Annotated in this window: 17 protein-coding genes; 3 read left to right on the forward strand and 14 right to left on the reverse strand. The window is 58.1% G+C overall.

The window, feature by feature from the left end; all coding sequences use genetic code 11:
* Window positions 1–2: 2 nt before the first annotated feature.
* The 14 genes from POR16_RS22390 to POR16_RS22465 all read right to left on the reverse strand — a co-directional run bounded on the left by POR16_RS22390 (window position 3) and on the right by POR16_RS22465 (window position 12,878).
* On the reverse strand, window positions 3–998 hold the full coding sequence (locus tag POR16_RS22390; RefSeq protein ID WP_005896787.1) for a major capsid protein: 996 nt from the start codon (window positions 996–998) through the stop codon (window positions 3–5).
* Window positions 999–1,085: 87 nt separating this feature from the next.
* Window positions 1,086–1,430: a head decoration protein gene (locus POR16_RS22395; RefSeq protein ID WP_005896785.1), complete on the reverse strand. Its 345-nt coding sequence runs from the start codon at window positions 1,428–1,430 to the stop codon at window positions 1,086–1,088.
* Entirely contained in the window at window positions 1,427–2,572 is a 1,146-nt protein-coding gene (locus tag POR16_RS22400) for a head maturation protease, ClpP-related (protein WP_005896784.1), read from the reverse strand. Before POR16_RS22400 ends, POR16_RS22395 begins: the two co-directional genes overlap by 4 nt.
* Entirely contained in the window at window positions 2,569–4,050 is a 1,482-nt protein-coding gene (locus tag POR16_RS22405) for a phage portal protein (protein ID WP_005896782.1), read from the reverse strand. Before POR16_RS22405 ends, POR16_RS22400 begins: the two co-directional genes overlap by 4 nt.
* A complete protein-coding gene (locus POR16_RS22410; protein ID WP_003377401.1) occupies window positions 4,047–4,253 on the reverse strand; it encodes a phage head-tail joining protein in 207 nt (68 codons plus the stop codon). Before POR16_RS22410 ends, POR16_RS22405 begins: the two co-directional genes overlap by 4 nt.
* Window position 4,254: 1 nt before the next feature.
* A complete protein-coding gene (locus POR16_RS22415) occupies window positions 4,255–6,285 on the reverse strand; it encodes a phage terminase large subunit family protein (protein ID WP_122381152.1) in 2,031 nt (676 codons plus the stop codon).
* Between the two features lie 4 nt (window positions 6,286–6,289).
* Window positions 6,290–6,859, reverse strand: a complete 570-nt coding sequence (locus POR16_RS22420) for a hypothetical protein (RefSeq protein ID WP_005896780.1) — start codon at window positions 6,857–6,859, stop codon at window positions 6,290–6,292.
* A 914-nt stretch (window positions 6,860–7,773) separates the two neighbouring features.
* Window positions 7,774–8,160, reverse strand: a complete 387-nt coding sequence (locus POR16_RS22435) for a hypothetical protein (protein ID WP_005896774.1) — start codon at window positions 8,158–8,160, stop codon at window positions 7,774–7,776.
* Window positions 8,157–8,483, reverse strand: a complete 327-nt coding sequence (locus POR16_RS22440; protein WP_005896772.1) for a phage holin, lambda family — start codon at window positions 8,481–8,483, stop codon at window positions 8,157–8,159. Before POR16_RS22440 ends, POR16_RS22435 begins: the two co-directional genes overlap by 4 nt.
* A 527-nt stretch (window positions 8,484–9,010) precedes the next feature.
* Window positions 9,011–9,370 (reverse strand): PA0613 family protein, encoded by a 360-nt coding sequence (locus POR16_RS22445; protein ID WP_122381151.1) that lies wholly within the window; start codon window positions 9,368–9,370, stop codon window positions 9,011–9,013.
* Window positions 9,363–11,582 (reverse strand): VapE domain-containing protein, encoded by a 2,220-nt coding sequence (locus POR16_RS22450; RefSeq protein ID WP_122381150.1) that lies wholly within the window; start codon window positions 11,580–11,582, stop codon window positions 9,363–9,365. Before POR16_RS22450 ends, POR16_RS22445 begins: the two co-directional genes overlap by 8 nt.
* The gene (locus POR16_RS22455; RefSeq protein ID WP_005896768.1) at window positions 11,572–11,799 is read right to left on the reverse strand and encodes a TraR/DksA family transcriptional regulator; all 228 of its coding nucleotides are present in this window, start codon (window positions 11,797–11,799) and stop codon (window positions 11,572–11,574) included. The genes POR16_RS22450 and POR16_RS22455 overlap by 11 nt, the downstream gene beginning before the upstream one ends.
* Window positions 11,792–12,310 (reverse strand): phage regulatory CII family protein, encoded by a 519-nt coding sequence (locus tag POR16_RS22460; protein ID WP_005896765.1) that lies wholly within the window; start codon window positions 12,308–12,310, stop codon window positions 11,792–11,794. The genes POR16_RS22455 and POR16_RS22460 overlap by 8 nt, the downstream gene beginning before the upstream one ends.
* A 310-nt stretch (window positions 12,311–12,620) precedes the next feature.
* Window positions 12,621–12,878: a YdaS family helix-turn-helix protein gene (locus POR16_RS22465; RefSeq protein ID WP_005896762.1), complete on the reverse strand. Its 258-nt coding sequence runs from the start codon at window positions 12,876–12,878 to the stop codon at window positions 12,621–12,623.
* Window positions 12,879–12,965: 87 nt separating this feature from the next.
* Between POR16_RS22465 and POR16_RS22470 the strand changes: the two genes are divergently transcribed.
* The 3 genes from POR16_RS22470 to POR16_RS22480 all read left to right on the forward strand — a co-directional run bounded on the left by POR16_RS22470 (window position 12,966) and on the right by POR16_RS22480 (window position 14,873).
* Window positions 12,966–13,748, forward strand: coding sequence for a S24 family peptidase (locus tag POR16_RS22470; protein ID WP_005896759.1), 783 nt, complete (start codon window positions 12,966–12,968; stop codon window positions 13,746–13,748).
* A gap of 256 nt (window positions 13,749–14,004) precedes the next feature.
* Entirely contained in the window at window positions 14,005–14,580 is a 576-nt protein-coding gene (locus POR16_RS22475) for a hypothetical protein (RefSeq protein WP_005896756.1), read from the forward strand.
* A gap of 8 nt (window positions 14,581–14,588) precedes the next feature.
* Window positions 14,589–14,873, forward strand: coding sequence for a phage antirepressor KilAC domain-containing protein (locus POR16_RS22480; RefSeq protein WP_005896753.1), 285 nt, complete (start codon window positions 14,589–14,591; stop codon window positions 14,871–14,873).
* Window positions 14,874–14,963: the final 90 nt, after the last annotated feature.

Genomic DNA, 14,963 nt, shown 5'->3' on the forward strand with positions numbered 1-14,963 from the left:
GACTACAGCGTCAGGCGGATCTGCGCCCGAGGTCGGGTGCAAAGATGCAGCGGGTTGGACTGTGCTTCACCCGCCACGCCCTTGCCGAACGGCAGCGTTTCCAGCTTGCTGTAGTACGGGATGCCCTGCGTGTTGACTGTTTCCATGTAGTCCGCTGGAGCGAAGGCCGAGATGTACAGGTCCGGGACACCCTCGGGCACCAGAAGCGCCTCGTCGTCATTCACGAAAGCGATACCGGCGACCTTGCCACGGTAGCGTTCCCAAACGATCCCACCGAACTCGAAACTTTCGCGAGCATCGCCACGCAACTCGGACGCCTGCGCCGAGTTGAGGTAGGTCTCTTTGACCGACGTGTGAACGATCATCTTGTTCCAGAAGTGCTTGCCGCAGAATGCCCGCGAACCACTGGTGGTTACGCTGCCCAGCGCATCCTCCTGCATATCCAGCGCCTCGCCTGCTTTGACGCGCAGTTCCGTTTTCTCGTCGTTCAGGCCCATGGACAGGCTCTGACGCTGCACGCCAAAGGCCGCGTAGATGTCCAGCAGCACGGTTATGCCGTCTGCATCCAGCACTTGGCCATTCAGTGCGCCCATGCGCTGGAACTCGTGAGTGGCGTCGAGCTGACGGCGGGCACGAGCCAGCCGGGTGTTGATCACATCCTGCACGGCCTGCAGTTCAGTGCGGGAACCGAATGCGCGGATGCCTTGAATCTCATCCGCCCGGATCGTGAAGCGCTCCGGCAGGTGGACGGTGTTGAATGGAATCATGCGACGCTTCGTGCCAGTGACCACAAGACCAGAGCTGCCACGCTCACCGGCCGGGACCAGCGCCAGGGTGTCGCCGTCCTTTTCGATCTGCACGGTCAAGGTCGCGATGCCCTCTTCCTGAAACAGGCCAAGGCTGCTGATGCGACCGGGCAAGTACGGTTGTTCGTTGATGGCAGCGGTGAGCGTGGCGACGCTGAATGCTTCGTCGTCGAAAATGGCGATATCGGCCATGGGGGTATTCTCCAGAAAAACGAAACCCCGCAAATGGCGGGGTCGGATAAACGAAAGTGAATCAGGGTTTTGTGGCCGATAAATCGATCAGCGAAGGAAGATGAACTGCTTGGCCAGCGCCTTTTCAGCGTCCAGATCCAGACCGGTCAGCAGCGTCTCTGCGACCTCGGCCAGTCGCACGACGGCGCGACCACGGCGAACGATATCGGACTCAGGAAGCGGTGCGAAAAGGATCGCTGTGGCGATCTCGCTGCCGTCTTCGGCGGTCGGATCATAGGGCGCGAACTCGCCGGAGGCTGCAACCAGACCCAGCAACTGGCCCGCATTCAGGGCCCCACTGGCTGCCACGTTGATCGACTCTCGCGAGATGTTTCCGGGACCTTCGGAAAGAAGGAATTCACCGGCATGGATAGGCTCCATTTTGATGGTCATGGACGTGCTCCTGTAGCGGTCGGTTTCTTGCCACCCTGCGCCGCCCTGCGGGCCGCGTAGATGTCGTGGTGATCGGGTTGTTTGGCCTGGACCTTGGCCGGTGGATCGTCCTGCAGCGGCAGGCTGTTATCGATTTCAAAGCCCTTGCCGCTGCTGACCAGCTTCTCAAACAGACGCGCCTGCACGGCCTGCTTGTCCAGACCTGCGCTGACGAATTCGGCAGTCAGCTCCGGCAAGCGAGCCGCAACACACAGGTCGCGCACATCCTTGGCCTGGGTGATCGCCGCCTGCACCGTTGCTTGATCGGCAAGCTTGGTGGACGCAATCAAAGGCTCAATCAGGTTGTTGATGCCCGCCGCGCCGCAGGCTTTCGTAATCATCAGCGCCAAGGCGGATGCATCAGCCGGTTCAGGATCAGTTGGCAGGTCGTCCTCTTCAGGCTCAGGTTCTGCGGCATTGAGCTGATCCAGCAGGGCCTTCGGTGTCTGGCGGAAACGCTGTATGGCAGCGCCCTGCCCCAGGCAGGCTTTGACCTCTACCCCGGCCCCGATCTCATCGGCCAGGCCAAGTGCCAGTGCTTCCGGCGCGGTGAGCCAGGTTTCAGCGTTGACCATGCGCCGCAGCTCGACCTCGTCGATGTTCGGCGACTTGGCCTTATACGCCGCGATGATGGCTTCCAGCGTCTGGTCCAGCACATCGGCGACCTTGCGCAGGTCCTCGGCATCACCGGCTGTGTAGGTCCACGGGTTGTGGATCATCAACATGGCGTTGGACGCCATGACCATGCGGTGTGCGCCACACGCTGCAACACTCCCGGCACTCGCTGCCAACGCATCAATCCGCGCCGTGCAGCGCTCGCCCAAGCGGTTCAACGCGTTGTGAATCGCCAGCCCGTCGAACAGATCACCACCGATGGTGTTGAACGCCGCAATGATGGGCGACACGCCGTCATCAATGGCTTTTAGGTCCTGAATGAACTGGTTGGCCGTGATGCCCCAGCCGCCGATCTCACCGTAGATGTAGATCTCGATGGTGGTCTGCTCGGCCTGGGTTTCAGCCTTGATGCGGTACCAGTTCTGGTCCTCGACCGCCAAGGCAACCGGAGCCTTGTTGAAAATGCGAAACGGCAACAGCGGTTTCATGGGTTCTCCTTCTCGTCGGGGTCCTCATCGAACGCCGACAAGGTGCTGTAGTTGAGGCCCAGTCCACGGGCACGAGCCGCGTCAGCGGCGTTTTCTTCGTCCACGATCTCGGCATCAGTGCCGGTGCGCAGGCACATCTCGCTGCGCGAGGCGAGCCCCGCGTTGATTTCCATCGTTCTTGATTGCACGTCCTGCACCGGGTGAATGTAGGACCAGCCTTGCGGCACCCAGCGCGTGCGCAGGTATTCACGGCGGCGTGCCGCGTAGTCGTCCAGTTGCAAAGCACCCGACAACACCGCCATGTCCATCCATGCCGCCCGCACGGGACGGCACAGTTGGTGGACATACACGCTGAACTGCAGCTGCTCCAGACGCCGACGAAACTCATTGAGCACCACGCGGATGGTGCGGTCGTTGACGCCCCGCATGTCGCCGGTCATCAACTCATAGGGCAACCCAGCACCGGCAGCAGCAGCCATTAGTTGCTGCCGCATGAAGTCGGGGTAGTTGTTGCCGCCATCGGGCGGTGTCGAGAACTCGACCTCCTCCCCCGGCAGCAGCTCCTGCATCGTGCCAGGCTCCAGCGCAACCATCGGCGTGAAGCCATCGCCCCCGACCTTGATGGGCGCGCCCGTCAACGGGTCAAGCATGGGCGGACCGTCAGTAGCAGGCTTGCGAATGAAGCCCGCGAACAGGTTGGCCACCTCCTGACGGAACAGGACAGCATCGTCGTAGTTGTCCAGACTGCGCAGGCGCTTCAGCACCGGTGCCAGTCGAGGCACACCACGAAGCTGGCCGGGCTCCACCGGCTCAAAGATGTGCAGCATCTGGCTGGCCGGGATACGCACCAGCATGTTGTATCCGGCGTTAATAGAGGTCATGTCACTCGGGTGCGATCGATAACACCAGTAGGCCACCCGCTTGCCGAATCCGTTAAATTCGATCCCGGCGCGGATAATGTTGCCGGTACTGGTCACCTCAAACTTGTCATGCGGAACGAACTCGGGTGCCAGGCATTGCAACTGAAAGGGCACTGCCAGGCCGTCGTCCATGCGCCTGGGTCGCAACCGGACGAAGCATTCGCCCGACTGCTCGACCGTCCGGGCGATCAAGGCTTGCTGGCCGTAAAAATCGGTCAGTTGATCGGCATCGGATTCGTCTACCCAGTCCTCCCACGTCTCCTGAAAGATACGGCGCAACTCCTTGTCCGCGATCCTGGGCTGCGGAGTGATGCCGGTGCCGATCAGGTTGCTGACCCTACGATCAATGGCATTGGCCGCATAAGGGTCATTGCGCACTGCGGCTCTGGAGCGGGAGCGCAAGTTGCGCAGCGCGGGCATGATCAGGCTGTTGACGCCTGTATCAGGTGCGTCCCAGGTGGCAGATCGGCGACCGTCGGCAGCGCCTTCATAGCTGGCCTTGATGCGCTCCGGCACCAGAAAGCCTGAGCGCGACAGCGTAGGGTAACGAGTGCTCACAGGCCTTTGCCTCCGTGGTATAGGCGGACAACCCGCGAGCGTGGACCGGCAGCGTTGGTCAGGCTGGTGCGGATCAGATCGCGAGCCTGGATCAGCTCATCAACCGAGCGGTACTCGACCGTCCGATCTGCGTAACGCACGATCTTTTCACCACGCCCTATCGCTGCCTCGACGGCATCAAGGTGCTTCTGGGTGTAAGCCATATCAACGTCTCTTCAAATAGCCGCTGGTGGAGGCGCGGCGTTGCGTGGGTTGCTGGGGTTGCGGAGTCGGACGATCTGGCGCTTGAACGGCAGCAGCCACAGGCTGGGGTCGAGGTTCCGGCCTCGGCTCAGGTTTTTGCTCGACACTCAGACGCTCTGTCACAGGGGCTTTTGCGTGACCGGTGTCGTCGAATAGACCGGCTTGCGCCAAGGCATTTTTGAGCCTGGCCCAGTTGTGTTCCCCGTAGCGATGCAGCCCCAGGTAATGCGCCATCGCGAGGCTGTACACCAGCAGGTCCAACGCTTCGTTGCGTTCTGCCTTGCCCTTCACCCACTCGATGCGCTTGAAGCCTTTGACGTAGCGAGTAACCTTGCGCTCGGCCACGCATTGGGCGAAGAAGTCATCGGGTAAATCCCTTGGAAAGTGCAGCGCGCCCGGCCCGCTTTCCAGGTGGTAGCGGTTGTAGATCCAGTCCTTTGCCGTGTCGGTGCCGACCATCCACAGCTCCGCACCGTTGCGCTCGGTCTGACCTTTCCATGTGACGTCTACCAGTGAGGGCCGTTGAGCGATCACCGGTTTGCCGGGTTTGCTTGCGCCTTTGATGGCGAAGACATTGCGCCAGCGTCGAACGCGACAGAACTGATACACCTCGTGAGTGTGGTGCCCCCCTGAGTCGACACCCGTTGCCAAGATCGCCAAGCTCACGCCACACGGGTGGCGGTAGCGCTCTTTGAGCTTTTCATCCAGCACTAGCCAGGTGCGATCATCGGAGGGATCGCCCATGATCACTTGGAAGTCAACGATCCAGCGCTCCATGCCTTCGCCCCAGCCAACCACCATCATTTCCAGACGGTTGGCCTGCACGTCGACAGAGGCTGTAAGCGACAGAACACCAGCGGGCATAGAGCCCAGCACGTAGTTTTCCTGCAGGGCTCGGGCTTGCAGCACGGCTGCTTTGGTCTGCTCCTGAGCGCTGTCCCAGACCTTGGCGAGACGGGTGTTGTAGAACACCTGCATCGGTTCAAGGTCGCCACGGTCCTGAGCCTTTTTGGCCTTTTCATATTGCTTCGCGAGCGTGACCCAACTCGTCCAACCGAGTGGTGCATACAGCGCATTGAGATGAAAACCGACGGTCTCCCCGTCGCCCTGGGCATGTGAGCGCCATTCGCCACGGGCGAGCATGTCCCCCTTGTGAAACTCCTCGATCAGGACGTCGCAGCCAGGACCGGCGCACTGGTAATGAACGGTGCTGAAGTCCGGCGAGTACAGCAGGCGCTCCCACTCCAGCGTTTGCATGTGCCCACATGTTGGGCATGGCACGTAGTAGTAGCGCTGGTCGCTGGTCGAGAACAGGTCATCGATACGCGAAGCGCCTTTAATGGTCGGCGAGCTGGAGAAGTAGAACTTGGCGTTGCGCCCGAAGGTACTGCCCCGCGTTTCGGCCAGTTCTATCGGATCACCCTCTTGATCGACATCCACGTCCCAGCGATCCACCTCATCACCGTAAACAAACCGTGCCGAAACTTCGGAAAGGTTGGCTGCAGAACCGGCTGTGGTGGCGTACAAAGATCCGCCTTCGAACTCTTTGGTGTCCATCGTATTGCGAGCGTCCCGCGACCGCGGTGAAGCCACACGCTCGCGCAGAACGGGAGTCGCTTTGATGGTTTTGCTGATCCGCGATGACACACGCTTTGCCAGAAAGAGGCTGGGGAGCAATGCCAGGATGTTCGATGGCGACAGGTGGATCAGCGCGCCGATCCAGTTCAGCGCAATCTGGGTTTTCATCAACTGCGACGCCACCATGGTAACCACCCGCTTGCACGGGTGAGCCGGTGACAGACATCGCATTGGCTCACGCGCATACGGCGTGCGGGCCGTCCGGTATTGGCCAGGCTCTGCTGCGCCGGTGTTACGCGGGATGCGCATGTACTCATCGGCCCATTCATCGACCCAGAGTTCCGGGTCGGGCTCAAGCCCACGGCAATACGCTTCGCGGTAAACCTCGGCACCGTCTGCATATCCAGTGGGCATAGGTCTATTTCTCGGTCATGGCATGTTCAAGGTCAGCGGTGGTCATGCGAATAGCATCCTCAAAGACGCGGCGGAATGCTCCCGTCAGGTGTTTTTCGATTTGCCACGGGTCGGTCATTGCAGCCAGCTCGGGGGCCAATTGAGGAGAGAGGCCGAACATGAGGTCGCGCACGGTGCGGCCAGCGGTGAAGGCGGCTTTTGAAACCGCTTCCCGCAAAACCAGATTGCCTTGGACCTTATGAAACTCAGACTCGGCCAGCCGCCCGAGGTAGTACTCGCGATGCGCTCTGGACTTCTGAAAGTCCGGGCCTTTACTCGGGGGCTGCACCGCAGGTGTTTCGGCGCTCGGCAAAAGCTCGCTGTAGACACCGCGATCAATGCGACCCTCTTCATGGCGGGCCGCGACAGCGGCTTTGCTCGGATCGGCAGAGTCGGCCAGCAGCGCTTCGGTTGCTTCCAGTTCCACCTTCCCGTCCGGCGTGAGAACCAAGCGTTCCTGCTTTGCCAGTTTGGAAACGTAGGATTTGGCCCAGCCGCGCCGTGCTGCGAAGTCCGACTTGCTGATCACTGTCATACTGAAATGTCCTGTTCACCCAATGAATACGGGGTGTTCACCTGTTCACCGCAGTTCACTAAGCTGGTGAACTGTCCGCTAACCGAGTCCCGCGAGTCCGCAGCCCCGTATACCCCGAAATACCCCAGGGTCCCCGCCACTTTGGGATTTACAGGGTGTCAGTGCTTGATTGCGGGCGAGGAATGGTCGTTGCAAACCTCAACGCCTTGGCGCTGATCATGCTCCACTCCACTGTGCAGTTCGGCCTGATCATGAGGCTATGGGTTGTAAGACAAAAAAAGATTGTTTATAAGATTGGATCCAACCAAGAGGAATTACACATGAAACCAGGCTTCGACATAGGAATCTTGAGCTTCGCCCTACCACTGGCTTTTTGCCTCCTGTATCTAGCTGGACGTCAATTACGGACTTTTGGCGCTTGGATGGACAACACTGATCGCCCGAAAGAGCGAGCCAAGGCCTATTTGGTCATAGCCGCTATTTTTGGGTTCATTATTGGAAGCATGATGCAGCCGCTTTACGATAGGAGTAGTGAATGCTCTGCAGTAGGCCAACCCATAGTTCCATGTCTCTTCAATAGCTCTATCTAACCAACGCAACCCGATTGGAGGTCAATTCCAATCGGGTTTTCAAAAGGCGCTCATGATCACCACTTTCGTGGCCCGAGCATTCCCCTTCCTGCTTGTCTGAACCAGATGGACTTCACTATTCATGATCACTCAGAGCCAAGAACAAGAAATGGCAGTGTCTGATATTTTGGTGCGGCCTAATTGCTCTGGCTGCGCAGGATCTGCGCGTCGACCTGATCGGCGCAGGTGTCGAGCAGCTTGATGGCCTGATCCTTCAACTCCCACACGTCACCGTTCGAACGAAGATCTGCCTCATCGGTGTTGATACGCTCGCAAGGAATCAGCTCAGGGGGCTCGATTCGGACCGCTGACGTTTTTGTGACCACCACCGGCTTTGCCGCGCAGGCCGTCAGGCAAAGGCTGAGAAGCCCAATCACGAACGGGCTTGCTGTTGCGCTTGAGGTCTTCAAATTCTTTCCTCGCCTGTTTGGCTTTGTTTTCGCTGGCCTTGATCCGTTGATTCAGATCCTTCAGATAGGCGGCGTTACGTTGGGCCTCAGCCCGAAGCGTGGTAATGGTGGCCTCGCTTTCAAGGTTGGCGTCGAGCGCTTTCTTCTTGGCTGTGGACTCAACTTCCACCGCGCCGCGCAATGCGACGATCTGGCTCTGCTGGATGCCAACGAGCAACAAGCCCACCAGCGTGATGATGATTGCAGCAGCGATGGCTTTCATGTGATGTCCACCTTGCGGCCAATGAATCGGGTAACCAACTCGCGAATGGCCGTGACACCGAGAAAACCAATCGTTCCACCTGCAGCCACCGAGAGGCTGGGCGGCCAGGTCATCCATTCAATCAGGCTGGACGCGACCAGGCTTAACGACCCGCAGATCAGCGCTTCAAAAAAGATCCGACGCTTACTGGTTTCTTTGGCGTCGTAGAGGATGCGCAGTAGAGAGACGATGATTGCCATGATCGCGCCCTGCCATAGTGGATTGGAAAGGGCCATCCAGACGTGCGCCCATAAGTCGGGGTTCTTTTCGGGCATGGTGCGCATCCGGTTACCACCCTTCGGGGTGAGCTAAAAACAAAAAACCCGGCGCAAGGGCCGGGTTTGGTGGTGTAGTGCGTGTGCCGCTATGCGGTCGCACCTATCGAAGATGACTACTTTTTACAGGTGGATTCCGGTGGCAGCAAGCCAGTATTAATGCCACCGACGAATATGTAGTCAACACAGCACCAACGCCCCGGCAATGTAGACGAATACCCTCAATCGGCCATTCGCTTTTTTGCCCCTGTCCCACTGTCCCACTAGGCTGGAGACAGGTGGGACGCCAGAAGCCCTCGAAAACAAAGCGTTGTCCCACTGTCCTACCTTTATTGTTATTTCTCCGTGTAAAGAGAGAGTATTTAAACGCACGCTGACGCGCGCATAGCGCGTGATGGTGCCCGCTACGCTACATGTGGGAATGCTGGTTAAAGGTGGGACGGTGGGACGGAGCAACGCAGACGGGGCTAAAACCCGTCCCACCGCGTAGATAGGCAGTGGGACGAGGTAGGACAAGCGGGAAATAGCGAGCTCCCTCAAGCAGCCTTACCCCACAGCAGCCCTTGAATGCTCAGGTGTGCTTGATGCAGCCGGTCGTAGTAGGTCTGCCGACTGCAACCGCAGTGGGTGATTTTCTGATGCAGGAAGCTGTCGCTGTTGCAGTAATGCTCACGCACCACCAACGCCAGCTCGGGTGCCAGGTGCTTGTTGACGATCAGCTCTATGTCGGCAGACTCATCCAGCAGCACACGGCTGCCCCGCGTGCCGCGTATCAGCTCCCCTTTGCACTCCATCAGCATGGCGATCATGTTCCCACCCGAAGCGGTTCCGCCCCGCGAAGGCGAATGCAGGTCTTCGGCCCAAAGTTTCAACATCGCATCAATTCGTTTAATCATTGAAGCAAGGCTCATCGAACTTCTCGACAACCAGATCTGATGATCGGCCCCACGCTGCCGGTTTCTTGTAGACCCATTGCCGCAAGCCGCTTTTCGACAGCACAGAGGATCGCGCCCGCTTCCATCCTAGGCGGTGCATGATTGCGCCGACGCGCATCTGTTCGGGCTTGCCCCAATGCCCTGCATCCAGTTTCAAAGCGGTGCCCAGCAACTCGTTGCCGCTGGTGGTTTCACCGATCTGCGACTCTTCCAGCCAGTTCAGAATCAGCCCTTCCCACTCGTCGACCACAAAGCGCTCGTCCTGCGCCTCGGCGAACATGGACGATTCGTCACGATTGACCCACCAGATCTCGCCTGCCTGGAAGCAAAACATCGCCTCAGCCCATAACTGATCACGCATTTCACGCAGCTGCTCAAGTTCGACCTTCGTACACGCGACCGGCCAGTAGCGTCGGTTGCCGGTCGCGTCCTTCAGGTATTCTTCTTGGTTGGTCGTACCCACGAAAACACACTGGCGTGGCACGTCGTTTGTTCTCCGGCCATAGCTTTCTCGGTAGGTGTCTGTGGAGGCAGAAAAGAACTGCTTGGCCTTGGTACTCTCGGCCTTGTTGAAGCTGTCCAGCTCGCCCAGTTCGACAATCCACTTGCCACGGATCGCCTGAAAGCCATCCTTGTCGCCGAGCGCAAAGGGGGTGTCCATGAACCAATCGCCCCCGAGGATGCTCATGGCAGTGGACTTACCAGCGCCCTGTGCGCCTTCAAGAATCAGCACCGAGTCAGCCTTACAGCCAGGCCGCATTACCCTTGCGACCGCCGAGATCATCCACCGCTTGCCGACCTTTTTGACGTATTCAGAGGGTTCAACCCCCATGACATCTATGAGCCATTGCTCCAGTCGCGGCACTTGGTCCCACTCAAGCTTCTGCAGGTACTCACGCACTGGGTGAAAGGCGTGGTCGTGAGCAACTATGCTCACCGCCTCGATGACGCTGGAAGCTTTGACCCGAAGGTTGTAGACCTGAGCCAGCCACTTCATGACCCGCATATCATCGATATCAGCCCAGTCGCCAGTCCCACCGCCATAAGGCGCGGCCCGCAACTTGACGATCTTGGAGCTGAATGCGCTGAAGCTGATGACACCAGCCCAGCGTTCGTCGTTGCCGAGTATCAGCTCGATATTCTGCATATGGGCAATGAGCGCGCCGTTTTCACTGCGTGCCAACTGGTCTTTCCAACCACCTGCTGCAGGGGGCCTGACGACCGCTAACACCTGACGGCGGACGGCCTCCAAACCCTCGGCGACATGCAGATCATTGAAGTCAGTCCATTTGTCATGACGCTCAACCGAGAAGATAGGCGCAACCACCTGACCACCAACGATCAGAGCCGCGTTGGTGGCCTTTTCCTCGCCAGGGTTCCAAGGCTGTCCATTCGGGCGTTTGGTCTTCCAGTCATCGTCGCGGCAGATGATGATTGGTCGACCAGGGAGACGGTCACGCATCAGCTTCGCGACCGCCAGCAGGTTGCCTGCATCAAAAGCAATGGCGACTCCGTAAGAAGTCGCCATGTGCAGGCTAGCGCCGGTGGCGTACCCCTCGCAGATCAGTAATGGTTCACCCGGCTCAGGCTCGGGGCCGATCAAATGAAACGCGCCCTCCTTTGACATACCGTAGGGCCAGTAGGACTTGTCACGTCCGGTATCCTGTTGCTTTTCCGGGTAAATGACTTGCAGCCCGACTATCTGATCACGGGTGTTGCTCATCGGGACCAGCACAGCGCCTGAACGCGGTGCGTAGCGAACACGAAACCCGACGATCTGCTTGCGATCCAGGTAGGCGCTTTTGCCTTTATCAGGCATGCGTTTGAACATACCGGCAGCCCGACTGGCCGCACGGCGGGCAGCATTGGCAGCGACCTCAGCTGCGCGGCGCTTCGCGTCCTCCTGACGAGCGCGCATGACCTCACGCTCTTCGGGCGACATTCGACCCGCTTTCACCTTGATCTTTTGCGTCTCACCCGAACGCCAGTCGCCAAAACTGCCGAAGATCAGCGACTCGTTCTTTTCGGTCCTATGCTCGTGAATGACGTACCAACCGTTCTTTTCCTTTCCCTTGTCCTGGGATGTCTTGCAACGGGTCAACTTGCCGAACACCAACGGTTGAGCAGGCTCAAGGCCATAGTCAGCGAATTGCCCTAACACCTCATCGAGCATGACGGGCCTCACGCAATTCCAGCAGGGATTGGCAGGTCAGGCATTGCGTGCAGCCGGGCAAAGCCATACGTCGTGCGTCGGGAATGGCCTCTTCACAGGTTTCGCAAAAAAGAAACGAGTGAAGCGCGAGTGCAGGTTTGGCCGCACGCCGAGCAGCGAGGGCTTGGTCTATGCGCTCCTGCACCAGGTCGTTAGCAAAGTCGGCAATGTCAGCCATGATCAGTACCCCGCGTCGTCTGATTGACGTAGGAGGCGCGGTTGAACAACCCGAGCAAGCCCTGAATGCTGCGAAACACCTGCAGACGGATCTCAGCCAGTTCCTGATCGCTCACAACACCGTCGCCGATACTCTTAGCCCACGTCTCGGCAAGGTTCGCGACCTGATGGAAGTATTCTGCAATGCCAGTGGTCAACGTCTCCGGCATGTCGTTGGTATAAGCCTCTGCCAACTCCTGCCAAGTCGTATCACCGACCAAGGCATGCACGGCGTCCAGAATGCGGCGGTCCTTGGTCAGCTCCAGGATCTCGCCGAACTCCTGAATGTTGACTGTGTGGCTTGGGTGGGTTGGTGAAAGCTTGTGTTGCAGGGTAGTGGGGTTTCTGCCGGTGGTGGCGGCAATTGCAGCAGCGCCGCCAGGGTAGTCCCTCGCGGCATGGTAAAGCGCCAGGTCGAGCGGCAGGATCTCCCGCTGCGCCCGTTCAACACAACTCAGAGCAATTCGGCTCATGGCATTAATCCTTGTAAGTTGCCAGTGCCGCGCAGCATGTAGTGGTGATACATTTGCCGCGTGGCTTGAAAGGGTCCACACGCCGGTCATACCGGCACCGTGCCGAGGCAAACGATCCATCGTTTACCTCTGGCGCAACAGCTGCCTGCTCTGTGGTGGAAGAGGCAGCAACTCAAGGCATCCGTGCCTTGAAAACGCGATGAAGACCGACGGATTGCATGTGGTGTGCCCGTCAACCTTAATCGCGGCCCGGCTCCGCTGTGGTGGCGCGTGCTGGGGGAAACTGGGCGACCTTTGGGTCGCCTTTTTTCTATGCAGCTTTAACGACATCAATGCTTTCAGGTGCAGGAAATATCTCAGGTAAATCAGGTCGCAGCTCATGCGGCAAAATAGCGCCAGAAAGTGCTTTGGCGAGCGGCCGAACCTGAGCCACTGGCACGCCTCTATGACGCCAGTTAAACAACCGCTGCGGGCTAATCTCGCATTCGCGTGCGAGCTGCGATGGGCTCTTACCGGCTTCTTCCGCTACCCGCAGTATCAAATCAAAGATCTGATCAGGCGTACTCATGAGGTTACCCACTTCAAACAAAATGAAAGGAACATGCAAACAATACGTTTGTTATCATTTTGATGCAAGCGCTGTAACATTCTGTTTATGAGCAAACAACCGCTATTCCTCAAAGGGCAACGCTTCCGGCAAGCACTGGCAGATTCGGGGCTAACAGGCGCGGAATTTGCGCGCGTGCTGGACCTAGAAAATGAGCAAAACATCACGAACTGGAAGTCTAGGGGCGTGCCAGCCTACATGGCTGGAGAAGTTGCCCGTACCTTGGTCGTGGAGCGTGACTGGCTTGAAGGTAAGGATGTGCCCATGCGCACCGATACCACGGCACGCAACCCGACGCGCGCAGCTGCTAATGAGCCCCCCCTCTACGTACTGGAGCCTCTAGCCCCTTGGGATTCCGATACGCCACTTGAAAACGATGAGGTTGAATTGAGGCTTTACAAGGAGGTCGAGCTTTCATCGGGACCAGGCAAGGTTGCTCGTACCGAAGTCCAAGAGGTCTCTGGACCGAAGCTCAGATTCTCCAGGGCAACTATGCGAACCTGCGGCGTGGATCCGTCGAACGCCGTGTTCGCAACAAACAATGGCGATAGCAACCATCCACTGATCCTTTCTGGCGCTACTGTTGGTATCGATACCGGCATGACTCGGATAATCGACGGAGAGATTTACGCAATTGACCATGACGGGCATTTCCGCATCAAATTTTTGCAACGCTTGCCAGCAGGGATCAGGATGAAGAGCTTCAATTCCTCCGAATACGCTGACGAGGACTATGAGTTTGACGACATATTGGCGCAAAGAATTGTGATTCTTGGACGCATTTTCTGGTGGTCATCCATCCGCCCCCTCAAAGGACCGTCACTTATCTAAAGACAAACAAAATGTGTTGACCGAAAAGCAAACAGATTGTTTACTTGCCTCACTCTTCCACCACAGAGCGAGGCAACACCATGCACACCACAGCCACCACCATTCACGTCCACCCTAGAGTCACCGACCCCCTTCGCGTTTTTGAGGTTCGCCATCTGGCTGTAGTCCATGGCTGCACTTTCATTCCAAGCAAGCCGAAACTCAGAGCCGTTACGAAACCACTTCCCTTCGACCCAAACGACGGAGGGCGGGCAGCATGAGCAAATACAAGCTCGACGCCAACACACTGGCCTTACTCAAAGCGCAGACCAAGCTGACAGAAACGTTCAACCACGTCATTCGCTCTGCAAAGAGCGGTGCCCTGCCCTTTCGCCTCAAGGTCGAACACGCCTCAGCGGAAACGCACTTTAGGGTAGAGGTAGGTAACCAACGCCACTCCCTGACTCTGCAAAACGCCCCGACGATGCACCTCCAGTTGGGAGCTTTCATCGAAGAGATAGCTAACGGCGCGCTCGATTTGGGTACATCCACGGCAAAGCGCATCGATGGAAAATACAGCGTTCTCGATGAGCAACTGAGTCTGCAAGTTTTTGATCTGGTTCGCCGGGGCGGCATGCTCAGCCTGGACGTTGGCCTAGAACAGCCGATTCATGTCTCGATTCATCGCAACAGAACCCGGACAGCAGCTACAACCCTTATGACTATCGGAGTAAGACAACCTCGGACCAAGTGCTTCACGTTGTCCGGTCCAGATGCCGAAATCCATGAAAAGGTCGTTGAGTCCATCAATCACCTGGCCAGCATTGCGACTCCCGCTATGCACGCGGCCTAGGAGGAGTAATGGAACGCACCTTAGCTCAGACCGCCAAGCAACTTGGCATCAGCAGACCAAAGCTCATCGCCATGATGCGGGAAAAGGCACTACTCAATGAACGGAACCTTCCCGCCTATCCAACACGGGACAGCGAGTACATGCGTGTCAAAGACAGCAGCTGGTTCCATCACCAGTTGGGCATGCAGTACAGCCAGTCAACCAGGGTAAAGCAGCCCGGCATACGCTGGCTCGCTGAACAACTGGGGCTGGCTGTGCCTGAAATACCGGCCGACAAACGTGACGTGGCCTAGGGAATACGCTCGCCAGATCGTCGCGCTGCATACGCGGGAGGAACGCAATGCAGCGCTTCTTGAGGTTCCTGAACACCTGCGCGAGCTCAC

This window comes from Pseudomonas coronafaciens pv. oryzae str. 1_6 (assembly GCF_000156995.2).
Lineage (GTDB): Bacteria > Pseudomonadota > Gammaproteobacteria > Pseudomonadales > Pseudomonadaceae > Aquipseudomonas > Aquipseudomonas tremae.

Excerpts from the sequence above, each read along its gene's own strand:
- POR16_RS22390 (WP_005896787.1), bottom strand. The coding sequence starts at position 998 with ATGGCCGATATCGCCATTTTCGACGACGAAGCATTCAGCGTCGCCACG.
- POR16_RS22395 (WP_005896785.1), bottom strand. The coding sequence starts at position 1,430 with ATGACCATCAAAATGGAGCCTATCCATGCCGGTGAATTCCTTCTTTCC.
- POR16_RS22400 (WP_005896784.1), bottom strand. The coding sequence starts at position 2,572 with ATGAAACCGCTGTTGCCGTTTCGCATTTTCAACAAGGCTCCGGTTGCC.
- POR16_RS22410 (WP_003377401.1), bottom strand. The coding sequence starts at position 4,253 with ATGGCTTACACCCAGAAGCACCTTGATGCCGTCGAGGCAGCGATAGGG.
- POR16_RS22415 (WP_122381152.1), bottom strand. The coding sequence starts at position 6,285 with ATGCCCACTGGATATGCAGACGGTGCCGAGGTTTACCGCGAAGCGTAT.
- POR16_RS22420 (WP_005896780.1), bottom strand. The coding sequence starts at position 6,859 with ATGACAGTGATCAGCAAGTCGGACTTCGCAGCACGGCGCGGCTGGGCC.
- POR16_RS22435 (WP_005896774.1), bottom strand. The coding sequence starts at position 8,160 with ATGAAAGCCATCGCTGCTGCAATCATCATCACGCTGGTGGGCTTGTTG.
- POR16_RS22440 (WP_005896772.1), bottom strand. The coding sequence starts at position 8,483 with ATGCGCACCATGCCCGAAAAGAACCCCGACTTATGGGCGCACGTCTGG.
- POR16_RS22445 (WP_122381151.1), bottom strand. The coding sequence starts at position 9,370 with ATGATTAAACGAATTGATGCGATGTTGAAACTTTGGGCCGAAGACCTG.
- POR16_RS22450 (WP_122381150.1), bottom strand. The coding sequence starts at position 11,582 with ATGCTCGATGAGGTGTTAGGGCAATTCGCTGACTATGGCCTTGAGCCT.
- POR16_RS22455 (WP_005896768.1), bottom strand. The coding sequence starts at position 11,799 with ATGGCTGACATTGCCGACTTTGCTAACGACCTGGTGCAGGAGCGCATA.
- POR16_RS22460 (WP_005896765.1), bottom strand. The coding sequence starts at position 12,310 with ATGAGCCGAATTGCTCTGAGTTGTGTTGAACGGGCGCAGCGGGAGATC.
- POR16_RS22465 (WP_005896762.1), bottom strand. The coding sequence starts at position 12,878 with ATGAGTACGCCTGATCAGATCTTTGATTTGATACTGCGGGTAGCGGAA.
- POR16_RS22470 (WP_005896759.1), top strand. The coding sequence starts at position 12,966 with ATGAGCAAACAACCGCTATTCCTCAAAGGGCAACGCTTCCGGCAAGCA.
- POR16_RS22475 (WP_005896756.1), top strand. The coding sequence starts at position 14,005 with ATGAGCAAATACAAGCTCGACGCCAACACACTGGCCTTACTCAAAGCG.
- POR16_RS22480 (WP_005896753.1), top strand. The coding sequence starts at position 14,589 with ATGGAACGCACCTTAGCTCAGACCGCCAAGCAACTTGGCATCAGCAGA.